Source organism: Aquimarina mycalae (assembly GCF_029906345.1).
Classification (GTDB): domain Bacteria; phylum Bacteroidota; class Bacteroidia; order Flavobacteriales; family Flavobacteriaceae; genus Aquimarina.
Genome location: NZ_JARYGY010000003.1, coordinates 397,709 through 412,151, shown reverse-complemented (window position 1 = coordinate 412,151; position 14,443 = coordinate 397,709). Strand labels below are relative to the sequence as shown.

The 14,443-nt window shown below is 32.1% G+C and carries 14 protein-coding genes; 6 read left to right on the top strand and 8 right to left on the bottom strand.

The genetic code is table 11. The features are described 5' to 3' along the window. Positions 1–210 precede the first annotated feature (210 nt). A complete protein-coding gene (locus QBK95_RS09620) occupies positions 211–2,310 on the top strand; it encodes a T9SS type A sorting domain-containing protein (RefSeq protein ID WP_280933038.1) in 2,100 nt (699 codons plus the stop codon). Between the two features lie 59 nt (positions 2,311–2,369). Here the strand turns inward: QBK95_RS09620 and QBK95_RS09615 are convergent, their stop codons facing one another. From QBK95_RS09615 to uvrA, 4 genes are all read right to left on the bottom strand, one after another. Then, positions 2,370–3,398, bottom strand: a complete 1,029-nt coding sequence (locus tag QBK95_RS09615; RefSeq protein ID WP_280933036.1) for an amidohydrolase family protein — start codon at positions 3,396–3,398, stop codon at positions 2,370–2,372. Positions 3,399–3,608: 210 nt separating this feature from the next. Then, positions 3,609–4,256 carry a hypothetical protein gene (locus QBK95_RS09610; RefSeq protein ID WP_280933034.1) on the bottom strand — a complete coding sequence of 216 codons (648 nt, stop codon included), beginning with the start codon at positions 4,254–4,256 and terminating at the stop codon, positions 3,609–3,611. A 127-nt stretch (positions 4,257–4,383) separates the two neighbouring features. Continuing rightward, on the bottom strand, positions 4,384–5,028 hold the full coding sequence (locus QBK95_RS09605) for a peroxiredoxin-like family protein (RefSeq protein WP_280933032.1): 645 nt from the start codon (positions 5,026–5,028) through the stop codon (positions 4,384–4,386). A gap of 87 nt (positions 5,029–5,115) precedes the next feature. Continuing rightward, a complete protein-coding gene (gene uvrA / locus QBK95_RS09600) occupies positions 5,116–7,896 on the bottom strand; it encodes an excinuclease ABC subunit UvrA (RefSeq protein WP_280933029.1) in 2,781 nt (926 codons plus the stop codon). Between the two features lie 240 nt (positions 7,897–8,136). Here uvrA and QBK95_RS09595 point away from each other — a divergent pair, with 240 nt between their 5' ends. Together QBK95_RS09595 and QBK95_RS09590 are read left to right on the top strand one after the other, a co-directional pair. After that, positions 8,137–8,721 (top strand): RNA polymerase sigma factor, encoded by a 585-nt coding sequence (locus tag QBK95_RS09595; RefSeq protein WP_280933026.1) that lies wholly within the window; start codon positions 8,137–8,139, stop codon positions 8,719–8,721. Positions 8,722–8,795: 74 nt separating this feature from the next. After that, the gene (locus QBK95_RS09590; protein WP_280933025.1) at positions 8,796–8,945 is read left to right on the top strand and encodes a hypothetical protein; all 150 of its coding nucleotides are present in this window, start codon (positions 8,796–8,798) and stop codon (positions 8,943–8,945) included. Between the two features lie 43 nt (positions 8,946–8,988). Here QBK95_RS09590 and QBK95_RS09585 read toward each other — a convergent pair whose 3' ends face one another. Then, complete coding sequence (locus QBK95_RS09585) at positions 8,989–9,639, bottom strand: endonuclease III domain-containing protein (protein ID WP_280933023.1); 651 nt, start codon at positions 9,637–9,639, stop codon at positions 8,989–8,991. A 169-nt stretch (positions 9,640–9,808) separates the two neighbouring features. Here QBK95_RS09585 and bcp point away from each other — a divergent pair, with 169 nt between their 5' ends. Beyond that, positions 9,809–10,258, top strand: a complete 450-nt coding sequence (gene bcp, locus QBK95_RS09580) for a thioredoxin-dependent thiol peroxidase (RefSeq protein WP_280933021.1) — start codon at positions 9,809–9,811, stop codon at positions 10,256–10,258. 78 nt (positions 10,259–10,336) lie between these two features. Here the strand turns inward: bcp and QBK95_RS09575 are convergent, their stop codons facing one another. The 3 genes from QBK95_RS09575 to QBK95_RS09565 all read right to left on the bottom strand — a co-directional run bounded on the left by QBK95_RS09575 (position 10,337) and on the right by QBK95_RS09565 (position 12,985). Continuing rightward, entirely contained in the window at positions 10,337–10,765 is a 429-nt protein-coding gene (locus QBK95_RS09575) for a DUF1801 domain-containing protein (RefSeq protein WP_280933020.1), read from the bottom strand. A gap of 112 nt (positions 10,766–10,877) precedes the next feature. Further along, positions 10,878–11,414, bottom strand: coding sequence for an AAA family ATPase (locus tag QBK95_RS09570; protein WP_280933019.1), 537 nt, complete (start codon positions 11,412–11,414; stop codon positions 10,878–10,880). 125 nt (positions 11,415–11,539) lie between these two features. Continuing rightward, positions 11,540–12,985, bottom strand: coding sequence for a TonB-dependent receptor (locus QBK95_RS09565; protein WP_280933018.1), 1,446 nt, complete (start codon positions 12,983–12,985; stop codon positions 11,540–11,542). 173 nt (positions 12,986–13,158) lie between these two features. On the opposite strand from QBK95_RS09565, the gene QBK95_RS09560 reads away from it, so the two are divergent. Both QBK95_RS09560 and QBK95_RS09555 read left to right on the top strand, forming a co-directional pair. Then, positions 13,159–13,920 (top strand): MBL fold metallo-hydrolase, encoded by a 762-nt coding sequence (locus QBK95_RS09560; RefSeq protein WP_280933016.1) that lies wholly within the window; start codon positions 13,159–13,161, stop codon positions 13,918–13,920. Between the two features lie 64 nt (positions 13,921–13,984). After that, positions 13,985–14,440: a hypothetical protein gene (locus QBK95_RS09555; RefSeq protein WP_280933014.1), complete on the top strand. Its 456-nt coding sequence runs from the start codon at positions 13,985–13,987 to the stop codon at positions 14,438–14,440. The last annotated feature ends 3 nt before the right edge of the window (positions 14,441–14,443 follow it).

Below are 14,443 nucleotides of genomic sequence, written 5' to 3'. Positions count from 1 at the left end.
CTCGTTTTAATAGTATCAAGCAGTGTGCCAAAAATTAATTTTGGAATAAAAAGTAGAGTTTTTAACGTATTTAAATAAGTGTTGTTAATGTATTTTTAGATTGTAAATTATTGATAATAAGTATGTTGTTGTTTTTTGTTTGTGGTAAATGTTAACCTTAGGAAGGAAATGTCCACAAAAAAGTATTAAATCATCTTAAAACAAAAAAACATGAAATCTTATTTCTTAAAACTAACAAGCATCATGACCTTATTTATAGGGATACTAGGAGATGTGACTTTTGGGCAATGTACTGTAGGACAACCAAATATTTCGGTTCAAGCAGAGGCTTTTTCAAATATTACCATTGTAGAAGGTACTTCAACAACTTTAACATCACCCATATCGGGAACCACATATCAATGGACTTTGAATGGAGTTCACATTAGTGGAGCTACTTCTTCTTCATTGACCGTACACAATTTTAGCAGTTCTGATATTGGAGATTATAATGTAATTGTAGATAGTACCTCGCTTTTAAATTCGGTAAGTTTAGGGATTTTTTCTTCTAGTATCAGTGATTATGATAGAGATCGTCAGGCTTTGATCGATTTTTACAATAGTACCAATGGTCCTTCCTGGATCGATAGTACGAATTGGTTGGCTGGTCCAATAGAGACTTGGAAAGGAGTTAAAGTTGAAAATTGTAGAGTAACAGAACTTCGTTTATCTGGTAATAATATATCAGGTACAATTCCAGCTTCTTTTCGAAACCTAACAGAGTTAAAAAGGTTAAGTATAAGAGATAATGATATTTCTGGTATTTTAGATATCACTGCAATGCCATCGTTACTTGATTTACATACATCAAATAATGATTTAACCGATATAAGATTTGGGAATAACGATGTATTACAACGAGTACATATCCAAAATAATCCTTTTACGCCAGGTAAAACGATTGATATTTCTAGAATGACTCAGTTGATTGATTTTAGAGCAGCGAGTTTGAATTTAGCAGATATAATAACAACAGGTACTTATAATAATCTTTTATATTTCATTATTAGAGATAATCAAATTTCTGGAACCTTGGATATTTCAAGAATGCCTAATTTGAGATTGTGTTATGCTCATAATAATCAATTTACCAATTTTAGCCTAGGTACTGGCGCTGAGTTAAGCAGGTTTTATTTTTATAACAATCCAATTACTCCAGGAAGAACTATGGATATTTCTGGTATGAGAAAACTATTGGATTTTAGAATACAAGGATTAGAGTTGAGTCAATTGATTATGTCTGGAACTTATGATGAGATGTTGTATTTTATTATAAGGGATAATCAAATAGGAGGTACACTCGATATTTCTATGATGCCAAATCTTAGATTATGTTATGCATTTAATAATCAATTCACAGATTTTAAATTAGGATCACACCCAGAATTAGGTAGGTTTTATTTTTACAACAATCCTGTTACTCCAGGAAGAACTATGGATATCTCTAGTATGAGAAAACTACTGGATTTTAGAGTGCAAGGGTTGGGATTAAGTCAATTAATAATGTCAGGAACTTATGATGAAATGTTATATTTTATTATAAAAGATAATCAGATAGGAGGCACGCTTGATATCTCAATGATGCCAAAAATTGTTTTGTGTAATGCTGAAAACAATTTTTTTGAAGACTTGATGTTACCTTCTAATGTTACTGGTTCAGGTCGAACTTTAAGTCATTTACACGTACGAAATAATAATTTACATTTTGATGATTTATTACCATATAGTAGTATTCTAGGAACCTTTAGTTTTTCGTATAATAGACAACGTAATGTGGCAACAACTGTATCTGGAAATACGATTTCAGTAAATGTAGGAGGAGGAATGGATTATACTTGGAATCCTTCAGGACCGAATACATCTTCATTTGCAGTTTCAACAAGTGACACCTATTCTTGTGAAGTACGGAATGCTGCCGTTCCTGGATTAGTAATTTATAGTGATCCAGTTTTTGTTTCGGTTTCGGCTAGAGCATCGATTAATGACAATACCTTTAATAAAGGATTTGGAAATATAAATGGTATAACTACCTATCCAAATCCAATTCAAAGAGGAAAACCAATCTTTAGTGATATTATTTTGAAAGATTCAGAATTGATAAAAATTGTGTTATATACTATTAATGGTAAGAAGGTAAGAGAATTCGATCACCCAGGAAAAGTGGGTCGTAATACTGTTCAGTTAAGCTCTGAAGGATTATCTGCAGGGCAATATATACTAACTTCTGGATATGGGTTTGAAAAAGTATCCCAAACTATTATTATACAATAGGACGATTAAAAATAATATACAGAGAGTATTTTTAAAAATACTCTCTGTATTTATATAAGTTATTTTGGAAATAAACTAGCATCTATATTAGGCACTACTTTCAATGCATTTTTATAATATATTTTTTTTAAAACTTCATCGTCCAGATCCAATCCATACATTTTCCAGAATGCATGATATCTTTTATAATAGGGGAAATACTCATCATTGGATTCTAGTACCCTAAAATAGGTGTAATATTCTTTAGGCTTCCAGGAATCCTTTCCAAACATTACTCTATCCTGATATTTTGTAAGGAAAGCTTTTGCATTTCGTGGCTGTCGTCCTAATTCTGCGATTACGGCTCCAATTTCTGTATACATATTTGGCATTTCGTCTAATAATTGTCCTAGTTTTGCAAGGTTATTTCCGTACCATCCCAAATGTGCATTAATGAATTTGGTGTTTTTATGTTTTCTAAAAATGTTATGTTGTTCTTTTATAATCGTTTCCCAAGAGCCCGTTACATCAGCATCTCTTTTTCGTCGCGAACGTAATTTTAATTCTAACCAACGTTCATTTTGATTGTCGTGAGCATCCCAGAAAGGTTTTGGATCAGCTGCGTGAATTAATACAGGTATTCCTAGTTCTCCACATTTTTCCCAAACAGGTCCAATACGCGGATCATCAATCTTTATTCTATTGCCTTGATTATCTTTACTATCCATTCCTTGGCTTTTGTATATTTTCAACCCGTTTGCGCCAAGAGCAACATCTTTTTCAATTTGAGTAACCGTTTTTGTCGTCCAATCTGGATCATCGATTCCTTCTAATCTAATATTTGTAAAAACAATAAAACGATTTGGTTGATTGGTTTTTACATTTTTCAATGCACCTTGAAGGTGTTCGTCGGAACCTCTTCCTCGACCAGATAAATTAACCATTACCGCCATATTAAGTTTATCCATTTCTGTTACAACTTCACTAAGGTCTTGTGTAGGCATTCTGAATTGATGATTATGAACATCAATAAAAGGAAACTTAGCTTTTTTAATAATTGTTTCAGGAACTACTAGTGTAGAAGGAGGATCGTAATCTTCAAATTCCATTTTTTGGGCAACACTCTCAGAGATTATTAAAGTAAAAAATAGAAGAAGTATGGATTTGTAAAATTTCATCTGTATAATCTAATTTTATATTGTTGATATAAATATAAAATAATAGTCGTGTCCAGAAGAAAGGTTAACATTTTTAGTTAAAAAGAAGCCCCGTTACCAAAGAGGTAACAGGGCTTCTAACAACTAACCAACTAATTTATATTAATCATCATCTTGATCACTATATTTCTTTTTTCTTTTTCTGTTCTTGTAGTAATGATCATTATCGTGTTCATTTCTATCATACTGGTTTGATCTTCCATTAAAATTATAATATGGATCATGTGTCACACTACAACCATCGACTCCACAAAAACCACAACCAGTATAATGTATATTACCTTCAATATGTTTGATACGACCATACTTTCCATAATAGATACGTAATCCTCCAACCTGTGCTAGTGTTCCTCTTCTATTATATCTCATTAAGACAGATCCAATTCTTCTTACTTGATCATATCTATTATATCCTATAGTAGTTAACCCTACACGGTTTAATCTTCCATAGTAATCATATCTTACTGTATAACGATTATTATATCTATATCCTCTTGTACGTCCTGGTGAATTATAATTTCTAGAATTCCAATCCCACTGATTATAGTTTCTTCGTTTAGGAGTTTTAAAATCAATATCCCCATTTGGATAAACAAAGAATGTTACACCACCTTCGACAAGTACAATAGGCTGTGCGTAACGATAGCGTTTTGTAACCCTATCAACTTGATCCGACAGTTTTTGATCGGCCGCTTGTGCAGCTGTTCCAACTAGTAACATTGCTGCGATAAAAAGTATCATTTTTTTCATAACTAAAATGTTTTGGGTTTTTACCTACTCATTAGCTTTTCGGTTTCCGCTATTTGATTAATAAGTAACCAAATCGCGTGCCAAAATTTTTTTAGTTATAAGAAAATTTACTCAAAACAAGGTGTAATCACTTGATTTTTAAATGCTTGATTATTTTTTCTGGATCAGCTCTTTCTTTGTAATCTTCCTTGATGAAGTCGTAGCTAATAGTTCCGTCTTGATCGATAATATAGGTTGCGGATATAGGTAATTGATGATCTTGATTGCCATTACTTTGTGTTAAATCAATTCCGAATCCTTTGTAGACTTCTATTAGGTCTTTAGGCAATGTAAATACTAGGTTGAATGCTTTGGCTATTTTATTATCAAGATCGGAAAGAACTTCAAAACTTAAGTTATTCTTTTCTGAAGTAGTTAAAGAGTTATCTGGTATTTCTGGACTTATAGCAACTAGAGTTGCTCCTAATTTTTCGAATTCATCTAGGGAGTTTTGTAATGCTCTCAGTTCCATATTACAATAGGGACACCAACCACCACGGTAGAAAGAAAGGATTACTTTATTAGTCACTAATAGTTCCTGAACTGATACATTTTGATTTGCTGCATTAGGTAGTATTATTTCAGGAATTTTATCTCCAGTTTTTAACGCCCTATCTACAAGTTGAGCATCTTTTAGTATAGCAATCCCATTATTCATTATTTTATGAATCGTTTCAGGATATTTAGCAGCAGATTGAGCAGCGCGAGTTTTTAATTGTTCAGTAAGAGACATCGTCTTTGGCTTTATAGTTATTATTAGTACTTAGCCGAAATACTTTGTCTTTATTTACAGTATATGTATTACAATTTTGTTAATATTTTATAGCTTTTCCTTTAGATACTGACCTGTATACGATTTTTTGTTTTTGCTTAGTTCTTCAGGAGTTCCTTGTGCTACAACATTCCCTCCGTTTTTACCACCTTCAGGCCCTAAATCAATTACATAATCGGCGCATTTTACTAAATCCAGATTATGTTCGATCACCAAAATTGAATGTCCTTTATCTATCAGTTCATTAAATGATTTCAGTAGTTTTTTAATATCGTGAAAATGCAATCCTGTAGTAGGTTCATCAAAAATAAACAAGGCTTTATCTTTTGTATTTCCTTTTACCAGAAAAGATGCTAGTTTTATTCGTTGTGCCTCACCACCAGATAGCGTAGAGGAGCTTTGCCCTAACTGTACGTATCCGAGTCCTACATCCTGTAAAGGTTGTAACTTGCGAATGATTTTAGTTTGATTATTTTCAGAAAAGAAATCGATGGCATTATCAATGGTCATCGTGAGGATATCATCAATATTTTTATCTTCAAAAGTAACCTCTAATACATCTTTTTTAAATCGTTTTCCTCCACAAGTCTCACATTCCAGATGCACATCTGCCATAAACTGCATTTCGATGGTAACTTCACCTTCGCCTTTACAAGTTTCACAACGACCTCCATCAACATTAAAAGAAAAGTGCTTGGATTGATAATTACGTATCTTAGATAGTTTCTGACTTGCAAATAAACTACGAATATCATCGTAAGCTTTAATATAGGTTACAGGATTAGATCTAGAAGAACGACCTATTGGGTTTTGATCGACAAATTCTACGTGTTTAATATTACTGTAATTACCTTTTAACTCTGTAAATTGACCAGCTTTTTCTCCATATCCTCCTAATTGTTTTAATACAGATGGATATACTATTTTCTTTATTAAAGTACTTTTTCCACTACCTGAAACCCCAGTAACTGCTGTAAAAATACCCAAAGGAATTTTTACATCAATATTTTTTAAGTTATTTTCTCGTGCTCCTAGGATCTCTAAATAATATTTAGAAGTTTGTCTTTTTTTTTGGATTTCTATAGTTAAATCACCATTTAAATATTTTGCGGTAAGAGAATCTGCTTTTAAAATTTGGTCAAAAGTTCCAGTAGCTACCAGATGTCCACCAAAGGTTCCTGCTTCTGGCCCAATATCTAATATCTCATCAGCAGCTTTCATAATATCCTCATCATGTTCTACCACGATAACTGTATTACCTAAATCTCTTAAAGACAATAACACTTTGATTAATTTTTCTGTGTCTTTGGGATGTAAACCTATACTTGGTTCATCTAAAATATACATTGATCCTACCAAACTACTACCCAAAGAAGTTGCTAGGTTGATTCGCTGAGACTCACCACCAGATAGTGTATTTGATTTTCTATTTAATGTTAAGTATTGTAGTCCTACATTATCAAGAAATTCTAGCCTGCTGTTGATTTCTTTTAGCAAACGCTTTCCTATTTGAGCATCATATTCATTTAACGTCAGATTTTTGAAAAAATCCGCTAATTCATTTAACGGTTTTTCGACTAAATCAGTCAATGTAGCATCACCAATTTTTACATAATTTGTTTCTGAACGAAGACGTTTTCCTTTACAAGTCGCACATTTTGTCTTTCCGCGATAGCGTGAAAGCATTACACGATTCTGTATTTTATAAGCTTTAGCTTCTAATTCTATAAAGAAACTATCTATTCCTTCAAAATATTTATTTCCTTTCCATAGTAATTCCTTATCTGCGAGAGATAATTCGAAGTATGGTTTATGAATAGGAAAATCAAATTTATACGCATTATTAACAAGTTGGTCTTTATACCAACCCATTGTATCTCCTTTCCAAGGAAAAATAGCACCTTCGAATACACTAAGTGAAGTATTAGGAACCACTAAATCTTCATCAATACCAATAACATCTCCATAGCCTTCGCATTCAGGACAAGCGCCATATGGATTATTAAAACTAAATAAATGTACATTAGGTTCTAGAAATGTAATTCCGTCTAACTCAAATTTATTACTAAATTGTCGTACACTACTATCTAGTAGCGTCTCTACAAAACAAGTGCCTTTTCCTTCAAAAAAAGCTGAGCTTACAGCATCTGCAAGTCGATTATAGAAATCTTCTTCATCTCTTTTTATGATACGATCTATAACAAGATGTACCGTATCTTTTTTTGTAATATGTACTTCTTCTATTCTACTAACTGTATCATTAATTTTTACACGAGCATATCCTTGTTGTTGTAGTACTTTTAATTTTTCTTCGGTTGTACGGCCATTTTCTACATGAATAGGAGCAAGGAGGAGTAATTTTTCACCTTCTTTAAACGTTTTTATATATTCAATAACATCGGTAACAGTATCTTTTTTGACCTGATTACCAGAAATAGGTGAGTAGGTTTTGCCAATTCTGGCAAAGAGTAATTTTAGATAGTCATAAATTTCTGTAGTAGTTCCAACAGTAGATCGCGGATTGGTGGAGTTCACCTTTTGTTCAATTGCAATTGCTGGTGCTATACCCTTTATATAATCGACTTTGGGTTTGTTTAATCTTCCTAAAAATTGTCGGGCATAAGAAGATAAACTCTCTACATATCTACGTTGACCTTCTGCATATAACGTATCAAAAGCTAAACTAGATTTACCCGATCCAGATAACCCAGTGATTACCACTAGTTTATTTCTTGGAATGGCTGCATCCAAATTTTTGAGATTATGAAGCTTAGCTCCTTTAATTAATATATTATGCTTAGAATCTAAAGTCGTAATGTCTTGAATCATAGTGAATATGCGGTAAGAGCGCAAATATAACGATTAGTTGAGAAGTAGTAAAGAGGATTGATATTGAAAGTTAAGTTAAAAAAATTAACAAGAAATAGTTTGATTCTCGAGGATTGTTATTATATTAGCCCCTGTAATTGAACCAAAATCTAAAAAATAACTGCCTATAGCACACCTTTACTTTAAAGTTTAACATAGCCCGAGCCCCAAGCTTGTTGGTACTAAAATAAAGTAATAGGTATGAAGGATTACAAAATATCAGATGCAGTTCTGGTTAACAATTACATCAAAGGCGATGAAAGCGCTTTATCTACACTGATCGAAAGACATAAACAACGTATTTACAGTTTTATTTACTCTAAAGTATTTGATCGTGATGTATCTGAGGATATTTTTCAGGATACATTTATTAAAGTGATACGTACTTTAAAACTTGGAAAATATAACGAAGAAGGAAAATTTCTACCATGGGTAATGCGTATTGCGCACAACTTGGTTATTGACCACTTTAGAAAAGGAAATCGTATGCCTAAGTTTGAAGATAATGGAGAGTTTAGTATTTTTTCTATTATTAGCGATGGAGATTTGAATGCCGAAAAAAGAATTATAAAAGACCAAGTTGAAGAAGATCTTCGTAATTTAATACAAGAACTTCCTGAAGATCAAAAAGAAGTATTAGTGATGCGTATGTATCGTGATATGAGTTTTAAGGAGATATCAGATAAGACAGGTGTAAGCATCAATACAGCTTTAGGACGTATGAGATATGCATTGATTAACTTGAGAAAGGTTATTGAGAAAAACAATATCGTTTTAACAAATTAACATTTCTTTATGCAATAAAGTATTATTTGCCTCGTTATTTACTATAAATAACCCTTAATTTAAGATTAATTAATATGGCAAAATTTTACTTTAAGTCTTCTCGAAAAGAGGAGCAACAACAATTAGTACCAAAGAAAATTACAGTAGATTTTCTTTTGAATTACTCAAAGGCTTTAAGTGTTATAGATTATAAAAATATGAAGTTTGAAGCACTTCTAAATTAAAACTAAACTTTGTAAAAGACCTGTCTCATTTGAAACAGGTCTTTTATTTTTTTCTATACTCGTTAATTACAGTCTTTCTCCCAATAGTTTTGGTAATGATATCTTGATCAAGGTTCCAACCTCTGGCAGGAGAGTATTCTCTTCCATACCAAATAATTTGTAAATGAAGATCATTCCATAATTCCCTTGGAAATAAACGCTTTGCGTCTTTTTCTGTTTGTGTTACATTTTTACCATTACTAAACCCCCATCGATACATTAAGCGATGTATATGCGTATCTACGGGAAATGCAGGAACACCAAAGGCTTGCGACATAACTACACTTGCAGTTTTATGTCCTACCGCTGGTAATTCTTCTAAAGCTTCAAAACTCTGAGGAACCTGTCCGTTATGCTTTTCAATTAAAATCTTTGAAAGTCCATGGATTCCTTTAGATTTCATGGGACTTAAACCAACAGGTTTTATGATTTCTCGTATTTCTTCTACAGATAATTTTATCATTGTATATGGATTATCTGCGCGTTCGAATAGGAGAGGAGTGATTTGATTTACTCTAACATCTGTACTTTGAGCACTCATTAATACTGCTATGAGTAAGGTGTAAGGGTCTTTGTGATCTAACGGAATCGGAATAGTGGGATATAATTCTTTAAGTGTCTTTATGGTGAAATCTACCTTTTCCTGTTTGGTCATGTTAATAGTATATTTTATGCTAAAGTAAGAAATATTTTAAGGGAAGTATATGGTTTAACAAGGCATAAATTTTTGATAAAAGAATATGGGATTATAATTTTTACATTAATTTTATCGAAAACATAGATACATGTTTTTATTTTTTATTTTTCACACTAATCGTTAAAGCATGACAACATTAAAAGTAGGAGACAAAGCTCCTAACTTCTCAGCACTGGATCAAGATGGAAATACCATTAGCTTAGAAGATTATAAAGGGAAAAAACTGGTCGTTTTTTTCTATCCTAAAGCCAGTACTCCAGGATGTACAGCTGAAGCCTGTAACCTGAAAGATAATTACCAAACTTTTCAAGCGCAAGGATACGAAATTTTAGGAGTAAGTGCAGATAGTGCAAAACGACAACAGAATTTCAAAAATAAATATGAATTACCTTATCCGTTACTTGCAGATGAAGATAAGAAAGTCATTGAAGCATTTGGAGTTTGGGGTCCTAAAAAATTCATGGGTAAAGAATATGACGGAATTCATCGCACAACTTTTGTAATTGATGAAAATGGGGTGCTTTCTGAGGTTATTTTAAAGGTAAAAACAAAGGATCATACTGCGCAAATATTATAGTTTACCGTATAGATACTTTTTCTGAATAATACATTCCTTAAAATAAAAAGCATATAAATAATTATTTATATGCTTTTTTTATATTCCTAATGTAGGTAAATGCTTTACAGTGTGATAGGTCAAGGCTGCTCTAATACAATTTTGCAATTCTTTTTTTGGAATGTCTTCTTGTATCGGAAAAATTATTGCTCGATTCCCTTCGAATTGAAAAGTGTCTTTATATATAACTCTGAAGGTGGTGACTAATTTACTTGTACACTGAAAATACATTCCGTATTGATCAGGCTTACTTTTTTTCCAATCAATTCTTATAGTACTTCCTTTTTTCGTTAAAAAACTAGGTTCTCCCCATTTTAGAGTTTCTTCTATAGAAGTTATTTCCTCTATTTCTTCTGCTGTTTCTATAATTAAGTTACGAAGATGAGTTATTTTTTCACGAACAAAATCAGAATAATTATGGTAAACCGATGCAACCTTTGGGTTCGTTTTTATGTGTAATTCTGACATAATTTTGTAGTCTTGATGTTTCTATTTTAAAGTGCCTTATGTGAAATCAATGTAAATATGCAATGACTTTTGGGTAAATTTTAATACAGAGCTCAATGTTTTATATATGGTATTAGGTATTTATTTCTGCTAATATTTTTTTTACTTTATCATTCAATTCAGTTTCTCCATCTAATCTCAATACTTTACAATTGAGTAATTCAATCCAATCATTATGAATTTTTAAAGATCTACCTTTAAAATGCGGGTTTTCATATTGATTAGCCCATGCTAAAAAAGCCTCGGAATTCTTTTTAGTTTTTTGATCAGTCAGAAGCTTTTCTCCATAACGCTCAGCTTCCCTTTTTCTAAGCCGTTCCATTCTTTTGGTGTTTTCTAATCGGATGAAAACCCCTAAATCAAAGGCTGTTTCCCATTCTTTTCCCCAACTCACCATCGAACCACTCACAATTACATTTTCAAATGTATTGAAATCGATTTTCAGATTTTCATTACGCTCTATCAATGGTATTTTTTCTTGAAAGGGTGGTATAGTCTTCTTCCAATAATAATCGTCAACGTCTAAATGTTTATAAGCTGTTTTTTTCTCAATTTCAATTCCCAATGTTGTGGTTCCTGAACCAGATGCTCCAAACAGTAAAATTTTCATTTTAATAAGCTGTTTTTTTTTGGGCTAATCAAATTAACGTAAACTGGTGTATAGTTAAAGGGTAACTATACACCAGTTTATAAGTGATTGTATATTAGTGTGCGGATAAAATTTAATATCTAGCACTACACTGTTTCAGCTTGTTTATACCCAAAGAAATTATTTTCCTTAATCATTTCTGGAATTAGTTCTGGTAATTGTTCTTCCCAGCCAGGTTCTCCATCTTGAATCTTTTGCAGTACTTCTCTTGAGAATATATCCATAATAGACGGATCATAATCTACAATATCTTGTAGTTTACCATTATACTTAAAGAATTTATATAATTCTTTCATTCTTGGATGTACTTTAAGAGTTTCGCTTGTAGTTAGTGTACCAGTTTTAGCATTTTTTAAGGGATATAGGTACACTTTTAGATCTTTAAAGAAGAGCTTACCAAAAGCTTCTAAAATCCCACCACTAAGGTGTCTATAATATTTCTCATCAAAGATGTCAATCAGGTTATTAACTCCCATAGCTAATGCCATTCGCTCTTTGGTATAATTAGAGAAATATTCTACTACTTTATAATATTCCTGGAAATTGGATATCATAACGGTTTGCCCAAGAGAACATAACAAACGAGCTCTTGACATGAAATCTTCTTCATCGATTTCTCCTTCGGCTCTAAGGTTAGATAACGTAATCTCGAAAATCTCTATAGTTTTATCTTTATTTACTTTATTTTCATTAAGGAACATATTATGCGCCTTTTTGTAAATATCCATGTTTACCTTAGTCACAGGTCTAAAACTTCCTCTAAGCGCAAGAATATTCTTTTTGTATAGAACAGCTGCAGGTAATACATTATTACCATCTGGTCCAAACATGACAGCTTCTGTCATTCCATTTTTAACCAGTTGCAAGCTCATTAATCGATTATCTACCTTCTTAAATCGAGGTCCCGAAAAATTAATGGTGTCAATTTCAATTTGATCTTTATCTAAATGATCATATAAATATCTCAATAACTTTTTAGGGTTATCATATTTATAGTATGCTCCATAAATAAGGTTAACTCCTAATACTCCCAAAGTCATTTGCTGTAACTTGGCATCGTTTTCATGAAAACGAATATGAAGTATAATTTCATTGTAATCTTCATCGGGTTTGGTTTGATATCGGATACCAACCCAGCCGTGTCCTTTATATTTTTTAGCAAAATCAATAGTAGCTACTGTATTAGCATAACTAAAAAACAATTTATTAGGATGTTTTTCCCGTGTAATGCGTTCTTCGATAAGACGCACTTCGTGTTTCAACATTTTTTTTAGACGAGCCTCTGTAACATAGCGTTTATCATCCTCAATTCCATAGATTGCATCACTAAAGTCTTTGTCATAGGCACTCATAGCCTTTGCAATAGTACCAGAAGCACCTCCTGCTCGAAAGAAATTACGGGCTGTTTCTTGACCAGCACCAATTTCTGCAAAAGTACCATAGATATTGGCATTTAGATTAATACGTAAGGCTTTACTCTTAAGTGAGGGGACAGATTCGAATTCTTTGTCTCCCATAATAGTAATAGGCATAGCGAAATGGGCTTTTTTTGTTTATGTAAAGTTACTAATACATTAAGTATTATTAAAAAAAACAAGTGTCAATTTTTTACATTTTATAATTGGTATAAATAACAAAGAGCATAAATGAATTACTTTTTGAGCAAAAAAAATATAATTACATTTGTTCTGATTCAATAATACGTATGGAGGTTACATTTCTTGGCACAGGTACATCGCAAGGGATTCCGATAATAGGGAGTGATCATCCTGTATGTCTAAGTAAAAACCCTAAAGATAAAAGATTAAGAGTATCTGTAATGATTTCGTGGGATCAATATCAATATGTAATTGATTGTGGTCCCGATTTTAGACAACAGATGCTGGCGAATAATGTAACGTGGATTGATGGGATAGTTTTTACTCATGAACATGCGGATCATACTATGGGAATGGATGATATTAGACCATTTTTCTTCAGACAAGGAGATATTCCTGTGTATGCGCATCAACGAGTATTAAAAGCTTTAAGATCAAGATTTAGTTATATCTTTTCATCAGAAAATAAATATCCAGGAGCACCTAGCGTTATAGAAAATGAACTAACTAACCAACCATTTACGCTGGGTAACCTGGATGTGATTCCTATAAATTTAATGCATAATCGATTGCAGGTTTTTGGGTTTCGGTTTAAAGATTTTGCATACTTAACGGATGTAAAAACGATTGAACAAGAGGAAATTAATAAACTTAAAGAAGTAAAGGTTTTGGTAGTGAGTGCTTTGAGAATTGAACCCCATCATTCACATTTTAACCTAGAAGAAGCCTTAGAGTTTATTCGTGAAGTACAACCCGAAAAAGCATATCTTACTCATATAAGTCATATGTTAGGGTTTCATGATGAAGTAGAACAACAATTACCAGAAAACGTTTTTATTGCCTACGATAATTTAAAAATTACAATTTAATATGCGAAGCAGAATATTTTTATACCTATTTATTTTTTCAGTTCTATTCATATTGTTTCAATTTATGAATGCAAAAAAAGCTAAAGAATCTTATGATGGTAAGATCGATAATTTAATGGCTAAAATAGAAGAGAAAGAAGAGGAAATAAAATCTAAAGATTTAGAAAAAGATTCATTGATTGATAAAGTTTTGGATCTAACTTATTTCTCACTGGATAGTGACGAGGAAGCTATTAATTATTTTGAAGAGCAAGGATATGATGCTAAAAAATTAGAACTTACAATTAGTGATCAGATTGTTGTTCAGAATAAACCAGGAGCAGATAACCCTATTGTTCCTTTTGCAGGGATGGAAGGTAATATGGCCATAAATAAAGTAAGATTACTAAACCATAAGTGGATTATAGCAGATTTTACGGATGGTGTATATTGGGGACAATTATTTATTATTTATGATGTCCGAAAAGATGGAATAGTAGATTTTGAAGTTGAACAATCATTTTTATATCCTAGAAATTAGGGT

Excerpts from the sequence above, each read along its gene's own strand:
- QBK95_RS09585 (WP_280933023.1), bottom strand. The coding sequence starts at position 9,639 with ATGACCAAACAGGAAAAGGTAGATTTCACCATAAAGACACTTAAAGAA.
- QBK95_RS09555 (WP_280933014.1), top strand. The coding sequence starts at position 13,985 with ATGAATGCAAAAAAAGCTAAAGAATCTTATGATGGTAAGATCGATAAT.
- bcp (WP_280933021.1), top strand. The coding sequence starts at position 9,809 with ATGACAACATTAAAAGTAGGAGACAAAGCTCCTAACTTCTCAGCACTG.
- QBK95_RS09620 (WP_280933038.1), top strand. The coding sequence starts at position 211 with ATGAAATCTTATTTCTTAAAACTAACAAGCATCATGACCTTATTTATA.
- QBK95_RS09575 (WP_280933020.1), bottom strand. The coding sequence starts at position 10,765 with ATGTCAGAATTACACATAAAAACGAACCCAAAGGTTGCATCGGTTTAC.
- QBK95_RS09570 (WP_280933019.1), bottom strand. The coding sequence starts at position 11,414 with ATGAAAATTTTACTGTTTGGAGCATCTGGTTCAGGAACCACAACATTG.
- QBK95_RS09605 (WP_280933032.1), bottom strand. The coding sequence starts at position 5,028 with ATGTCTCTTACTGAACAATTAAAAACTCGCGCTGCTCAATCTGCTGCT.
- QBK95_RS09590 (WP_280933025.1), top strand. The coding sequence starts at position 8,796 with ATGGCAAAATTTTACTTTAAGTCTTCTCGAAAAGAGGAGCAACAACAA.
- uvrA (WP_280933029.1), bottom strand. The coding sequence starts at position 7,896 with ATGATTCAAGACATTACGACTTTAGATTCTAAGCATAATATATTAATT.
- QBK95_RS09610 (WP_280933034.1), bottom strand. The coding sequence starts at position 4,256 with ATGAAAAAAATGATACTTTTTATCGCAGCAATGTTACTAGTTGGAACA.
- QBK95_RS09615 (WP_280933036.1), bottom strand. The coding sequence starts at position 3,398 with ATGGAATTTGAAGATTACGATCCTCCTTCTACACTAGTAGTTCCTGAA.
- QBK95_RS09595 (WP_280933026.1), top strand. The coding sequence starts at position 8,137 with ATGAAGGATTACAAAATATCAGATGCAGTTCTGGTTAACAATTACATC.
- QBK95_RS09565 (WP_280933018.1), bottom strand. The coding sequence starts at position 12,985 with ATGCCTATTACTATTATGGGAGACAAAGAATTCGAATCTGTCCCCTCA.
- QBK95_RS09560 (WP_280933016.1), top strand. The coding sequence starts at position 13,159 with ATGGAGGTTACATTTCTTGGCACAGGTACATCGCAAGGGATTCCGATA.